Source organism: Pseudomonas sp. SJZ080, from assembly GCF_007828295.1.
GTDB lineage: Bacteria > Pseudomonadota > Gammaproteobacteria > Pseudomonadales > Pseudomonadaceae > Aquipseudomonas > Aquipseudomonas migulae_A.
The window spans coordinates 45370-59540 of the sequence record NZ_VIUK01000023.1 but is presented as its reverse complement, the minus strand read 5'-3'; the positions used below and the strand labels follow the sequence as shown (position 1 = coordinate 59540).

General features: G+C 62.0%; 9 protein-coding genes. 4 read left to right on the top strand and 5 right to left on the bottom strand.

From position 1 onward, the window contains the following. Positions 1–4: 4 nt before the first annotated feature. Complete coding sequence (gene ycaC / locus FBY04_RS24965) at positions 5–631, top strand: isochorismate family cysteine hydrolase YcaC (protein ID WP_008032694.1); 627 nt, start codon at positions 5–7, stop codon at positions 629–631. A 112-nt stretch (positions 632–743) separates the two neighbouring features. Here ycaC and FBY04_RS24960 read toward each other — a convergent pair whose 3' ends face one another. Both FBY04_RS24960 and FBY04_RS24955 read right to left on the bottom strand, forming a co-directional pair. Continuing rightward, positions 744–2177, bottom strand: a complete 1434-nt coding sequence (locus FBY04_RS24960; RefSeq protein WP_084323876.1) for a mechanosensitive ion channel family protein — start codon at positions 2175–2177, stop codon at positions 744–746. A 338-nt stretch (positions 2178–2515) separates the two neighbouring features. Continuing rightward, positions 2516–3535 (bottom strand): alpha/beta hydrolase, encoded by a 1020-nt coding sequence (locus tag FBY04_RS24955; RefSeq protein WP_145317648.1) that lies wholly within the window; start codon positions 3533–3535, stop codon positions 2516–2518. Positions 3536–3695: 160 nt separating this feature from the next. On the opposite strand from FBY04_RS24955, the gene FBY04_RS24950 reads away from it, so the two are divergent. Continuing rightward, on the top strand, positions 3696–4592 hold the full coding sequence (locus FBY04_RS24950; RefSeq protein WP_145317645.1) for a LysR family transcriptional regulator: 897 nt from the start codon (positions 3696–3698) through the stop codon (positions 4590–4592). 140 nt (positions 4593–4732) lie between these two features. On the opposite strand, the gene FBY04_RS24945 is transcribed toward FBY04_RS24950, so the two are convergent. The 3 genes from FBY04_RS24945 to gspG form a co-directional block, all read right to left on the bottom strand. Continuing rightward, the gene (locus tag FBY04_RS24945; protein ID WP_178118325.1) at positions 4733–5335 is read right to left on the bottom strand and encodes a hypothetical protein; all 603 of its coding nucleotides are present in this window, start codon (positions 5333–5335) and stop codon (positions 4733–4735) included. Positions 5336–5483: 148 nt separating this feature from the next. Then, complete coding sequence (locus FBY04_RS24940) at positions 5484–6671, bottom strand: type II secretion system F family protein (RefSeq protein ID WP_145317639.1); 1188 nt, start codon at positions 6669–6671, stop codon at positions 5484–5486. Between the two features lie 12 nt (positions 6672–6683). Then, the gene (gene gspG / locus FBY04_RS24935) at positions 6684–7133 is read right to left on the bottom strand and encodes a type II secretion system major pseudopilin GspG (protein WP_084322021.1); all 450 of its coding nucleotides are present in this window, start codon (positions 7131–7133) and stop codon (positions 6684–6686) included. A 195-nt stretch (positions 7134–7328) separates the two neighbouring features. Between gspG and FBY04_RS24930 the strand changes: the two genes are divergently transcribed. Beyond that, positions 7329–7937 (top strand): lytic transglycosylase domain-containing protein, encoded by a 609-nt coding sequence (locus FBY04_RS24930; protein ID WP_084322022.1) that lies wholly within the window; start codon positions 7329–7331, stop codon positions 7935–7937. 338 nt (positions 7938–8275) lie between these two features. Further along, on the top strand, positions 8276–14104 hold the full coding sequence (mnxG, locus tag FBY04_RS24920; protein ID WP_145317634.1) for a manganese-oxidizing multicopper oxidase MnxG: 5829 nt from the start codon (positions 8276–8278) through the stop codon (positions 14102–14104). Positions 14105–14171: the final 67 nt, after the last annotated feature.

The following is a 14171-nucleotide window of genomic DNA, read 5'->3' as shown; positions in this document are numbered from 1 at the left end:
TCACATGAGCAACGTTCCGTACAAACGCCTGAATAAAGACGATGCGGTTGTCCTGTTGGTCGACCACCAGACCGGTCTGATCTCGCTGGTTCAGGACTTCTCGCCGAACGAATTCAAGAACAACGTACTGGCCCTGGGTGACGTGGCCAAGTTCTTCAAACTGCCGACCATCCTCACCACCAGTTTCGAAAACGGCCCGAACGGTCCGATGGTGCCGGAATTGAAAGAGCAGTTCCCGGACGCGCCGTACATCCCGCGTCCAGGCCAGATCAACGCCTGGGACAACGAAGATTTCGTCAAGGCCGTCAAAGCCACCGGCCGCAAACAACTGATCATCGCCGGTGTGGTGACTGATGTTTGCGTGACGTTCCCGACGCTGTCGGCACTGGCTGAAGGGTTTGAAGTGTTCGTGGTGACCGACGCTTCGGGCACTTTCAACGAAACCGTACAACAGGCAGCCTGGGCGCGCATGGCGGCGGCCGGTGCTCAACTGGTGAACTGGTTCTCGGTGGCCTGCGAGCTGCAGGGTGACTGGCGCAACGACATGGAAGGCCTGGCGAACCTGCTGTCGCCGCGCATTCCTAACTACCGCAACCTGATGAACAGCTATTCGGTGCTCACCTCGAAGTAAGGCTTCATCCTGTAGGAGCGGGCTTGCTCGCGATAGCGGAGTATCAGTCGATGAAAGTGTCGACTGACACACCGCTATCGCGAGCAAGCCCGCTCCCACATTGAGATTAGTTTTATGCCTGACGTTTCTGCAGCCAGCTCAGAAAACCTCCTTTCTTGATCGGCATCGGCTTGGCCAACAGCGCCAACCGGCTGTTCTGCTGCCTTACGGCCTGCAGCTTGTTCAATGCCCGACCCACTTCAACCCGTTGTTCCATGCAGCTACGGGTCAGGGATTTGTCGATCCGGTAAATGATGCACGAGGTCAGCGCGGTGAACGTCGCCTGCGACGGTGTATCGGTAAGGATGCTCTGTTCGCCCATCACTTCACTGGGCCCCATTCGACCGGCTTCGGTTTGCCCTGTGCCGTCGGGAACGGTGGCGCTGACCACGCCCGTGGCGATGACCATCAGGCTGTCCGGCACTTCACCCAACTCGAGCACCACCTGACCGGCCGCGTACTGCTGCGCAACCATCGACTGCGCCATCTGATCGCGTTCATCTTCACTCAAGGAACGGAAAACTTTCACCTCATCCAGCAACGCACGCGCGCGGGTTGTCGGTTCGATCACGCCGTCGAGCTGACGGGAAATGCCTGCCGCTTCGAGGTGTCGATGGGCCAGGTCGAACAGTTGATTACGCACTTCGCTTTTCTTGCCCAGCTCGGCGATGAACCCGCTGGCCACGTATTCGGACATGGTTTCGCCGGCCTCCTTCAGCACCGCTTTCGGTGCAGGGTTGAGCAACAACTGGCTGCTGCCCTGAAGCGTACGATCCAGTGCATCCAGTACCCGACGCGGGCGGATGTGGTTGGGCACCTGAATGCTGATCGACACGCCGTGCATGTTGTTCGGCCTGCTCAGATTGACGATTTTCGCCTTGGCCGCCACCGAATTCGGCACCACCGCGGTACTGCCGGCGCTGGTCAGCATGTGCGTCGCGCGCCAGTCGATGTCGAGCACTTTGCCCTCGACGCCGTCGATCATGATCCAGTCATCCACCTGGTACGGCTTGGTGGTGTTGAGCACGATCCCGGAAAACACGTCGCTCAAGGTGCTCTGCAATGCCAGGCCGACGACGATCGCGACCACCCCGGACGTTGCCAGCAAACCTTTCACCGGCAACTCCAGCACATAACCGGCCGCCGCAACGATGGCGATCAGAAACACCAACGCGCCGATGACGTCCTGCAGCAAGCGACCGCTATGACCGATGCGGCGCATCAGCACCAGGCCGATGACTTCGGTGAGCACCCGGGCGGCGTACAACCACCAGAGAATCCCCAGCGCCGTTGCGCCCAGTTGCGCCACGCGGTCATCTGCAAACAGCGGAGCCTGCAACGGACTGACGCCGGCGTTGATGATCAGCGCGCTGAACATCACGAACAGCGCCAGGCGCACACCGACCCGTGTGACGCGATGCTTGAACGGCGCGAGGTGCCACAGCACGGTGTCGATCACCAGCAGCAGGGCACTCCAGGACAGTAGATGGCTGTAGATGAGGGACATGGGAGAACTCCTGAAGACTGGTTTTTGTTGTCACGTGAGGAATGTCGTAGGAGCACGGCTTACCGGCGAAGACGCACTTGAGGACGCCATCGCCAGCAAGCCGTGCTCCTGCAATTTGACTCTGTGAACCCGATCCCCTGTAGGAGCCGGCTTGCTGGCGATAGCGCACTTGAGGACGCCATCGCCGGCAAGCCGTGCTCCTGCAAGTTGACTCTGTGAACCCGATCCCCTGTAGGAGCCGGCTTGCTGGCGATAGCGCACTTGAGGACGCCATCGCCAGCAAGCCGGCTCCTACAAAAAGCAGCTTCGCCACACATTGCTGTGTGGCGAGGTTGGACTCAGTTCAGATGCGTCTTGAGTTCCAGCGCTGCCTGACGCACCGCCGCCTTCACTTCCGGAATCTGGCTCAGCGGGTTCAGCAAACCGAAGTCGTGGATCATGCCGTTGTAACGCACTGCCGTCACTGGAACGCCAGCCGTATCGAGGTGGCGGGCATAGGCTTCGCCCTCGTCACGCAACACGTCGAATTCGGCGGTCTGCACCAATGCTGCCGGCAACCCTTTGAGCTGTTCGGCGCTGGCCTGCAACGGTGAGGCATGGATCTGCGCACGCTCGGCCTGGTCGGTGGTGTAGTTGTCCCAGAACCAGTTCATCATCCCTTTGGTCAGGAAGTGGCCCTCGGCAAATTGCTGGTACGACCCGGTGTCGAACTGCGCATTGGTCACTGGCCACATCAACAGCTGGAAGCGCAGCGCCGGGGTTTTCTGTTCCTTGGCCATCAACGCCACGACCGCCGCCATGTTGCCGCCGACACTGTTGCCGGCCACGGCGAGGCGCTTGCCATCGACGCCGATGTCCTTGCCATGTTCAGCCACCCAGCGGGTCGCCGCGTAGGCCTGGTTGATCGCGGTCGGGTAGTGCGCTTCCGGCGACGGCGTGTAATCGACATACACCGCGACGGCGTCGGAGCCGACCACGAGGTCGTGGATCAGACGCTGGTGAGTCGGGTAGTCGCCCAGCACCCAGCCGCCACCGTGGAAGAACATGAACACCGGCAATTCACCTTTGACCTTGGACGGACGCACGATCTTCAGGTTGATGGTTTGCCCATCGACCTTGATTGTACGGTCGCTGACATCCACACCCGACAAGTCAACCTTCACCGAGTTTTGCGCACCGGTGAGTACCGCACGGGCGTCTTTCGGACTCAGTTGCTCGAGCGGTTTGCCTCCACCGGCGGCGAGGGCTTCGAGGAAGGCTTGGGTGTTGTGTTCGACGCCTGGGCTGCCAGCGGCAAAAGCGTTGCCGACGGAGAGGGCGAGGAGGGAAGCGGTCAGGGTTTTTTTGACGAGGTTCATGAGGAAATCCTTTTTAATTAATTAGAGGTTGGTCACCTGAGGGTCAGGTTGCTGCTGCGCTGGGGTTCAGGCCTCAGCAACACCGTGGACACAGATTAATAGGGTGTCAGGAGGGGAAAAAGCGTCTATAAAGCGTTTAACTGTCAACTAGGGTGTGACAATGAACCCGTTCGAAGATATGCGTATTTTTTGCCAGGTCATGGATTCCGGCAGCTTCACCGCTGCGGCCGATCAATTGGGACTGTCCAAGCAGTTCGTCAGCCGGCGCCTGATGCAACTTGAAGAGCGCCTCGGCGTCAGGCTGCTCAACCGTTCGACGCGGCGGCTGGACGTCACGCCGCTGGGCCAGAGTTACTACGAGTCCGCGTTGCGCCTGCTCGGCGAAGTCGAGCAAGTGGAGCAGGGCATCGCCGGCCAGACTACCGAACCACGCGGCACCATTCGCGTGAGTGCGCCGTTATCGTTTGCACTGGCGCATCTGGGCTGCCTGCTGCCGTTGTTCTTGCAGCGCTATCGCGATGTCACGGTGGAAGTGGACTTGAGCGATCGCCCGGTGGATTTGCTCGGCGAGGGCTACGACCTGGCGTTGCGCATCGGCACCCTCGAAGATTCGACGCTGATCGCCCGACGTATCGCCTCCATCCAGCGGGTGTATTGCGCCAGCCCGGCTTACCTGGCCGAGCGTGGTACGCCGCTCAAACCGGAAGATTTGTACACACATGACTGCCTGCCGTATGGCCACGGGCGTCAGGTGCAATGGCGTTTTGAAGGGCAGGGCAAACCGGTGGCGGTCAATGTTACCGGGCGGATGCGCGTCAACAACGGGGAGTTGCTGAAGGATGCGGCCATTGCCGGGATGGGGGTTACTTACCTGCCGACGTTCATTGTCGGCGCGGCGTTGAAGGAAGGCCGGCTGGTGCCGGTGCTGGACGAGTTTCGCCCGCAGCCGCTGACGTTGTCGGCGGTGTACCCGCAGCATCGCCAGAGTTCGCGACCGGTGCAGGCGTTGATCGAGTTCTTGCGCGAGCGGCTGGATCAGGCTGAGGGTGGTCTGTAGGTTTCACGCGGTCACTTGTGGGAGCGGGCTTGCTCGCGATAGCAGTGTGTCATTCAACATTGATGTCGTCTGACACACCGCTATCGCGAGCAAGCCCGCTCCCACAGGGGGGGGGACGGCGTTCCTGAGATCAGTGGTGATCAGGTCCTTTTGTCATCCCCCGGCTCGCCACCGACATGCACGCCATGGTCATCACCGATTTCGCCGGAACGATGCACCCCATGGTCATCACCGATTTCACCGGAGCGATGAACGCCGTGGTCGTCGCCAATTTCGCCGGCGTGATGAACGCCGCGGTTATGGCCGATTTCACCAGCGTGATGAACCCCGTGATCGTCTCCCGGCTCGGCGTGGTTGCCGTTTCGTCCGGAGTTGGCCGAATGCCCGGAACGCCCCGAGCCATGGTCGTTGCCACTGTGGCCATGGCCACTGCCGCCATGACCATTGCCGTCGCCGCCATGACCGCTGCCACCGTGACCGCTGCCGTTGCCACCGTGACCGCTGCCGTTGCCACCGTGACCGCTGCCGTTGCCACCGTGACCGCTGCCGTTGCCACCGTGACCGCCGCCACCTCCACCTCCGCCACTGCCACCTCCGCCTCCGCCGCTACCGCCGCCTCCACCACTCCCTCCATCCTTGGCCTGAGCGCTTGATATGCCGGACAGGCTGTCCGGGATCAATACGGTAGACGCCGACAAAACTGCGCCAATGGCTACTGCCAGTAAAAGTTTGTTGATGTGCATGCCGTTCTCCGTCTTCTTATTCGGGTTGGAACGTTGATGAACACTGCAACGTGCTGCTGATTCAGTGGATGAACACCACAACGGACGGGTTTATTCAGGTGCAACGTCGATGAACGATGAGCGGTACGACCCGACCCTGTTCCAGAGGTTAATGAATGCTTGAGGCCAGCTCGAAAATCGGGATGTACATCAGGATCACAATGACCCCGATCAACAGGCCGATGAAGGTCATGAGCAAGGGTTCAAAAAGCCGCACGAACCATTCGATCCAGCGGCTGATTTCTTCGTCGTAGAAATCGGCGCTGCGTTCCATCATCTGCCCGAGGTTGCCGGACTGCTCGCCGGCGCGCAGCAAACGCAGGGACACCGGGGTCACAAGGTGGTTGAGCTCCAGCGCGGCCGACAGTGATTGACCTTCACGCACCCGTTCGCAGGCCTGGTCCAGGCGTACGCGGGAAGCAACGGTGAGCAGGCCGCGGACCATGCCCATGGCGGTGACGAGGGGGATGCCGCCCTGCAGCAGAATCCCCAGTGAGCGATAGAAGCGCGCCAGTTCGTACATGAAGATGCGTTGGTGAACGGCCGGAAGTTTTTCGATCACCCGGTCCACGCCCCGGCGAAAGGCCGGTTGGCGCTGGAGGAGCGCGAGGGCGACGACGGTCGCCGCCAACGTACCGAAGAATTCGACCTGATGGGCGTGCAGGAACATCCCGCTGCTCATCAGAATTTGCGACAGCCACGGCAGATTGTTGCCCAGCCCTTCAAACACCAGGCTGAAGCGCGGTACCACATAGCCCATCAGAAACAACACCACGCCACCTCCCACCACCAGCAACAGCATGGGGTAGATCGACGCGCTGACGATCTTCTGTCGAACCTCGTCCATGCGCTGGCGATAGCTGACGTAGCGACCCAGTGCATCGCCCACGGCGCCGGTCTTCTCGCTGGACTGCACCAGCGCCACGTAGAGAGGGGGGAACACCGCCGACAACTGGGCCAACGCCTGGGAGAACGATTTGCCCTCGTAGAGCAGGCGCACCAGTTCACTCAGGGTCTTGCGGGCCTGTGGCGCGGTTTCTTTTTCCGCCAGGCTTTCCAGCGCATCGATCAACGGCAGGCCCGCGTTAAGCAGGGTGGTCAGTTCCTGGCTGAACAGCACCAGGTTGAAGGTCTCACGCTTGTGCAATCGCAAGGCGCGCCAATGGCGCTCGGCGTGCAGGCTGACCACTCGCAAGCCCTGGTCTTCGGCGATGCGCCGGGCTTCGCTGTCCCCTTGGGCCTCGACCGTCATCGCGACCACACCGGCCTTGCCGACCGCCTTGAGATGAAAGCGCATGTTCGCCTCCCGTCACTGCCAACTGGTGACTTCGGCGTTTTCGCCTTCGCCACCGGGCTGGCCGTCCTTGCCCATGGACAGCAGGTCGTATTCGCCATTTTCGCCGGGGTAGCGGTAGGTGTAGTTGCGGCCCCATGGGTCCAGCGGCAGTTTTTTCTGCAGGTAGGGGCCGGTCCAGCGGGTTTCGTCGCTGGGCGCGGTGATCAGCGCCTGCAAACCCTGTTCGGTCGACGGATAGTGGCCGACCTCCAGACGGTACAAATCCAGTGCCTTGCCCAGGCCTTCGATTTGCGCCTTGGCCACCTTCACTTCGGAGCGGCCCAACTGGGCGAAATACTTCGGCGCGACGATGCCGGCCAACAGTCCCAGCACCACCAGCACCACCAACAGTTCGAGCAGGGTGAACCCGCGGTGAGTTCGCGGTGAACAGTGACGCGGTGCACTACACAGACGCTGATTCATGATGACCTCACACAGTCGGCAGAAGGGTCGCCATGAAGGACTATGCAATAGCCATGCTCACCCCCGGACATCCTGCTCAAACCCCTGAATTACTGGCCTTGGCGCTGACGGCACAGTGCTTGCGTATGGCTGGTGAACTACCGGTTATTGGGGCATTAGCCCCATTTTTCGGGGCCGGTCAGGGGAGACAGAACAATGAAAACACTCACCACAGGACTGCTTGGCTGTGTACTGCTGGCGGGCACTGTTCAGGCCGATGTATTCGTTTCCGTGGACACCAAGGGCAGCTACGTTCTGTCCAATGTCCACCGCCCCGGTCGCACTTATGAACGGGTGATTCGCGAACCGGAATCGCCGCTGGTCAGCCTCGATCAACAGCCCCAGATGATTGCCCGACAACCCTACGCCGAGCTGGTTTCCGCGGCCGCCAAGGCCAATGAATTACCCGCGGCGCTGTTGCATGCGGTGATCCAGGCCGAGTCCCATTATGACTCTGACGCAACGTCAGCCAGAGGTGCGGGAGGGCTGATGCAATTGATGCCCGACACCGCCCGTGAGATGGGCGTGACCAACGTCTACGACCCCAAGGCCAACATCCAGGGTGGGGCCAAATACCTCAAGCGCCTGATGACCCTGTTCGACAACGACATCGCCCTCGCCGTGGCGGCCTACAACGCCGGGCCGCAAGCGGTGCTCAGCCGTGGCGGGGTGATTCCGCCGTTCGCCGAAACCCGGCGTTATGTGCCGAGCGTACTGCGCCAATACCGCCGCTTGCAGGGCCTGGCCGTGGATGCGCCGCTGTGATCGGGAGTTGCCCCAAAAGTGGGGCAAAGCCCCCCCTTATCCCTGAACACCCCAATTCTCTGTAGGAGCGAGCTTGCTCGCGATGGAGTGTCAGTCGACACCTATGTCGCTGACCCACCATCGCGAGCAAGCTCGCTCCTACAGGGATTTGCGTTTTGGGCGAGATGGATTCCAGCTTGAAATGTGGGGGGGAAGTGGGTGGGGAATATCCCCCGACTTATCAAATCATTTACATAACATGATGAAAAATAACAAAAATATTTATGGCATGCGGATTGCTCAAGGGGATTTGTCGAGAATTAATCCTGTGAGCAGCACCCACAGAGAGGCCCGCGATCATGACCGGCAGAACCCACGCCCATCACCCGGTTAACCTGCTGCTGTTTCTCGCGTTGATGCTGGGCGTCGGTTTGGCCGAGGCCGCCGTACGGTGCGAGCGCAATCTGGTGGCGAACGTCGTGGCGCTGGATCAGCCGCTGATGTTCAACCGCCTCGGTGCACAGAACGTAAACGGCATGATGTTCGCCCTGCGTCGCGATGTGGTCGATGACCATGAAATATCCCTGGCCCGCGGTGGTGCGGCCGTGCCGGGCAAAGTCTCGCTGCGGCCCGACAAGCGCCCGCGTCCGTTGGTGCTGCGGGTGGCCGCCGGTGATTGCCTGACGATCAACCTGCAGAATTTGCTCGCTTATCAGGCCAACCCCGGCAGCCACGACGGCGGCGGGGAAGAAGAGGGTGAGATTGAGGGTGAGGTAGAAATGGGTGCCGCAGACGAGTTCAAAGTCGATGAGCAGGTCACCGACCGCCATGTCGGCTTCCAGGTCAACGGAATGCAAGCGGTCAACAGCATCGACGACATTGCGTCCTTTACCGGGCGCAACGCCAACACCTTGATCCCGCCGGGCGCGACCCGTTCCTACACCTTGTACGCCGAACGTGAAGGCGCCTTCGCCGCCAGCAGCCGCGGCGCAACTTTCGGTGGCGAAGGCGATGCAGGCAACGTGGCCAACGGCCTGTTCGGCGAAGTGGTGGTGGTGCCCAAGGGGGGGCGTACCTACCGCAACACCTTGACCGAAGAAGAAATGCGCCTGGCCAGCACCGGCCGCACACCGGCCGGTCAACCGATTGTCGATTACCAGGCGCGCTACCCGCAGCGCGAGCCGTGGATCCGTGAAGGCAAGGCCGGCACGCCGATCATCAACATGGTCGACGGCACCGAAATCATTTCCAGCGAGAGCGATGCGATCGTGATGGGCAGCAACGCCGACGGCAGCTTCCCACCGTCGACCTATCCGCTGGAAGCTGTCGGCAAACGCAACCCCGCGCTGCCCAACCGGCTGGAACCGTTCCGCGATTTCGCGTCGCAGTTCCAGGACGAAACCGCCGCGACCCAGGCATTTCCCGCGTACTGGGAAGACCCGGTCATGGCCCATGTGCTGGAGCCGACTCGCGATTCGTTCATGATCAATTACGGTTCCGGTGGCATGGGTGCCGAGGTGGTGGCCAACCGGCTGGGTGTAGGGCCGATGCACGATTGCCTGTCCTGCGCCTATGAAGAATTCTTCCTCAGCTCGCACACTGTCGGCGACGTGGCGATGCTGGTGGACGTGCCGGCCAACGCAGGCCTGGAAAACATTCGCCCCGGTGAAACGCCGCGCGCCGATCAGGTCGGGGTCAAGGCGACCATGGCGCTGTATCCGTCCGAGCCGGCCAATGTCAACCACAGCTACATCGGCGACTTCGTCAAATTCCGCAACACCCACAACGGCCACGAGCAGCACATCTTCCACCTGCACGGGCACCAGTGGCTGTTCAACCCCAATGACGACAACTCCGATTATGTGGATGCCCAAGGCATCGGGCCGGGTGCCGGCTACACCTATGAAATCGCCAACGGCGGTTCGGGCAACCGCAACCGTGTGGCGGGCGATGCGATTTATCACTGCCATTTCTATCCGCACTTTGCCCAGGGCATGTGGAGCATGTGGCGGGTGCACGACGTGTTTGAAGAAGGCACCAAACTGGAAGTCTCCCAGCAAGGTGCCGACGGTTATCACAGCGAACCTTACGCGCTGCGCAGCGGCAAACCGGCCGCTGGCGCCCGGGCCTTGCCCGATGGCGAGATCATTGCCGGTACACCGATTCCGGCGGTCGTGCCGCTGCCGGGCAAAGCCATGCCGCCGATGCCGGGCAAAGTTGCGGTCGTGCCGAAAATCGGGCAGACCCTTGTCGCCGCCAACGACGACGATGATGATGAAGAGGGCGATGACGGTGAGCATCAGGGCGGTGGCGTCCAGGCCATTGGCTCCCTGGCGCTGGTCGACCGCAGTGAAGCCAACCGCAATGCCGACGGCAGTCTGAAAAACCCGGGCTATCCGTTCTGGATCGGCGGCATGGAAAGTTCAGTCGGCCAACGCCCGCCAACCCCGCCGCTGGACATGCTCGACGCCGCCAGGGCCCAGGCCCTGAAGACCAGCGCCAATGCCTTGTGGGCGAATCTCGACCCGGCGCAGTCCGGTGGTTGGGATGGCGGTCTCGGGCGTCACTCCCTCGACGGATTCTCTGCCGGTGGCGAAGCGAACACCGTGACCACATCGCTGGATTTCTCCAAGGCAGTGATCCGCGCCAAACCGCTTTACCTGCCGGAAGAGGGCACCGAAGTGGAACAGGCGGCCATGGCCTTCCACGCAAAAAAGGATCACCCAAGCTACGCCGTGCTGCCCGGCAATCAAGTTGTCGCGCGCGCCTTCCGCACTAACGGTGCGCTGCCAATCGCCGGTGCGCCTTTCTACGAGCCGTGCATGGACGACCGGCAAAAACGCCTGACCAGCAGCGCTGGCATCGGCGAGTTTGCCAGCGGCGAACGGCTCGACGGCATGTCTTTCAGCGGGGCTTCGACGTTCACGGCTGACCGTCCACGGGTCTACAAAGCGGCGAACATTCAGTTTGACGCGGTGTACAACAAGGTCGGCTATCACTTCCCGCAAGCACGCATTCTGGCGCTGTGGGAAGACGCCTGGCCGGTGATCACCAAACAGCGTCCGCCAGAACCTCTGGTGATGCGCATGAACACCTTCGACTGCGTGCAATACCAACAAACCAACCTGGTGCCGGCTGCCTATGAAATGGACGACTATCAGGTGCGCACGCCCACCGACGTGATCGGCCAGCACATTCACCTGCCGAAGTGGGACCTGACGGCGGCCGACGGCTCGGCCAACGGCTGGAACTACGAAGACGGCGTACTTTCCCCCGGTGCGGTGCAAGAACGCATCCACGCCATTCGCGAGTTCAACCAATGCACGGGCAGCGACCCGCGTGACGGCACGGCAGCCTGCCCGAAAGCCAAAAATCACCCGTACTTCGGTCAATTCGGTCGGGCCGACTGGGTCGGTGCGCGCACGGCGATGCAGCGCTGGTTTATCGATCCGGTGGTGAACAGCAAAGGTGTCGACCGTGGCCTGGGGACCATCTTCACCCATGACCACCTCGGCCCATCGACGCACCAACAGATTGGTCTGTACGCCACCGTGCTGGCTGAACCGGCCGGTTCCACCTGGTTCCACGCCGAAACCGGCGAGCCGTTGTACAGCGGCGCGCGGCAGGACGGCGGGCCGACGTCGTGGCAAGCGGTGGTGTCCACCGGTGACCTGGACGGCGACGGAAAAAACGACAGCTTCCGTGAATTCTTCCTCGAATACAGCGACTTCCAGCACGCCTATGAAGCCGGTGTGTACGTCGGCGCAGGCCCGAATGGCGTGCCGAACCCGCAAGCGTTCCCGGCCACCGCGGACAGCTTCCGCTACGCGATCAACCCGCCGGTGCGCAATAACGCCAGCACCCTGCTGGATGGCGTCCTCGAAGTGCAGGGCGGCATGGTTCCAGGCTGCCCGAGCCGGCCATGCCCGCAAGCGATCTCGGTCGATGACCCCGGCATGTTCGTGGTCAATTACCGCAACGAACCGCTGGCCCTGCGGGTGTACGACCCGAACAAGGTCGGCCCGGATGGCAAGCGCGGCATGCAGGCAGACGGCCTGGGCGGCGACCTCGCATATGCCATGCAAAGCCGCACCGACCGCGCCATCCCGGCGATGAACCTGGCACCGAACCTGATCACCGCGGCGACCGGCCCGACCGGCGGCAGCACGCTGTTCCCGCCACACATCAACCGTGGTGGCGCCGAACCGGGCGATCCGTTCACGCCGATGCTGCGCACTTACACCGGTGACAACGTGCGGCTGCGGGTGCATGCCGGCGGCCATGAAGAAGAGCACAACGTGACCCTGCACGGCGTGAAGTGGCTGCAAAGCGGTTCCGGTTACGGCAACAGCTCCAACTCTGGCTGGCGCTCATCGCAGATGGTCGGGATTTCCGAGCAGATGGGCTTCAATGCGCCGGTTGCGATGATGTCCAGTTCAGCGGCGACGACGGGCGACTATCTGTACTCGATGGATGCTTCTCTGGAAGGTTACTGGAGCGGGATCTGGGGCGTGATGCGCAACTACACCGCACAACGCAATGATCTGTTCGCGTTGCCGAACAACCCGAAACCGGCCGGTATGCGCAACACGGTGGCCTTCGACGGCGTCTGCCCTCGTATCAGCGCCAACCCCAACGGCATCGGCACCCGGCCGACGGTGCAGCGCAACTACGAAGTGGTCGCAGCGCTGGCCAATGACATTCTCGGCAATCCGCTGAACCTGACCCTCGGCGATCCGGCGGGGATCCGGCAACACGTGGGTGGGCCGTTGAATCCGGCGGGCGGCACCCTGGTGTTCAATTCGCGGCTGGTCAATATTGCGCAAGTCACCGTGGAGGACCCTGAAGACGGCGAAACCATCACCATCGGCGGGCAAAGCGGACCGCTGCATGACCCGACCGCGATCCTCTATGTGCGCAAGGCCGACCTCAATCCGGTCACCGGCAAGCTCAAGCCCGGTGTGCCTGTCGAACCGCTGGTGCTGCGCGCGACGGCAGGTGACTGCATCAACATCACTCTGGAAAACCGTCTGCCGATGGTCATGCCGGACCTCGTCCAGACGGCGGTGATGCAAGGAGTGGTCAAGCGTGATCGCAACAGCGGCCAGGGTTCGACCACCTTCAGCAACAACTTGATGCGGCCGTCCAGCCACGTGGGGCTGCACGCGCAGTTGCTGGCGTACGACATCACCAAATCCGACGGCAGCAACGTCGGAGCCAACCCGATCCAGACTGTTCCGCCACGGGTCGGCAACAGCGGTGCGTACCCTAACCGTACTTATCAGTACTACGCCGGGCACCTGGAGCGTGAAGGCAAACCGATCACCCAACTGGGCCGCAGCGTCGACAACATCAACGCCACGGCGGTGGAGTTCGGCGGGCTGAATTTCACCCCGGCGGACGTGATCAAGCAACCGCAGAAAGGCCTGGGCGGAGCGATGAGCATCCTGCCGATCGGCGCCACCTGGGTTGAAGATGTGCGTAAGGCGAACGCGACCGTCACCGCGCCGGGGCAGACCACTTACCGCGACTTTGCGATGGTCTGGCAGAAAGCGTTGAACATCCGCTGGGCCAACGGCCGGCCGGTGGAAGGCATCGCCGCGGAAGGCTTCGGCGTGCCGACCGATCCGCAGGACAACTCGAGCATGGCCATCAACTACAAGGCCGAGCCGCTGTGGTATCGCTTTGGCCTGGCGCCGGATGCACCGTTCGGCCACGCCGACGGTGCGGGTTACGGCGACATGCCCAACGCGCACATGGCGTTCAGCAATGCGCTGGTGGGAGGCGATCCGCAGACGCCGGTGCTGTACGTGAAACCGGGGCAACCGTTCCGAACGCACATCCTGATGCCCTCCGGTGGCAGTCGTGGCACGACCTTCCAGCTGGACGGTCACGTCTGGTCGCTCAACCCGTTCCAGTCGGAGAAGAGCGACACCGGGGGTTACCCGATGAGTACACCGGGCGTGGGTTCGGTGCGGTTCGGCTACAACCCGATGTCGATGTACATCGGCGCCCACGAAAGCATCCTGCCGGCAGCGCACTTCAGCTTCATGCACCCGAGCGCCGGGGGCAGCAACGCGATACCGGGCGACTACCTGTTCCGCGATTACGCCGCCTACGGCAACACCGCCGGGTTGTGGGGGTTGCTGCGGGTGACCAATGAACCAGAACCGGCCCCGGCGCCGTAGATACCGGGAATGGGGTGGATCACACCACCCCTGTGGGAGTGAGCCTTTGTGGTGAGGGGATTCAGCG

Bases quoted from the DNA above. Each gene is read 5' to 3' on its own strand.
- FBY04_RS24930 (WP_084322022.1), top strand. From the start codon at position 7,329: ATGAAAACACTCACCACAGGACTGCTTGGCTGTGTACTGCTGGCGGGC.
- gspG (WP_084322021.1), bottom strand. From the start codon at position 7,133: ATGAATCAGCGTCTGTGTAGTGCACCGCGTCACTGTTCACCGCGAACT.
- ycaC (WP_008032694.1), top strand. From the start codon at position 5: ATGAGCAACGTTCCGTACAAACGCCTGAATAAAGACGATGCGGTTGTC.
- FBY04_RS24945 (WP_178118325.1), bottom strand. From the start codon at position 5,335: ATGCACATCAACAAACTTTTACTGGCAGTAGCCATTGGCGCAGTTTTG.
- FBY04_RS24940 (WP_145317639.1), bottom strand. From the start codon at position 6,671: ATGCGCTTTCATCTCAAGGCGGTCGGCAAGGCCGGTGTGGTCGCGATG.
- FBY04_RS24960 (WP_084323876.1), bottom strand. From the start codon at position 2,177: ATGTCCCTCATCTACAGCCATCTACTGTCCTGGAGTGCCCTGCTGCTG.
- FBY04_RS24955 (WP_145317648.1), bottom strand. From the start codon at position 3,535: ATGAACCTCGTCAAAAAAACCCTGACCGCTTCCCTCCTCGCCCTCTCC.
- mnxG (WP_145317634.1), top strand. From the start codon at position 8,276: ATGACCGGCAGAACCCACGCCCATCACCCGGTTAACCTGCTGCTGTTT.
- FBY04_RS24950 (WP_145317645.1), top strand. From the start codon at position 3,696: ATGAACCCGTTCGAAGATATGCGTATTTTTTGCCAGGTCATGGATTCC.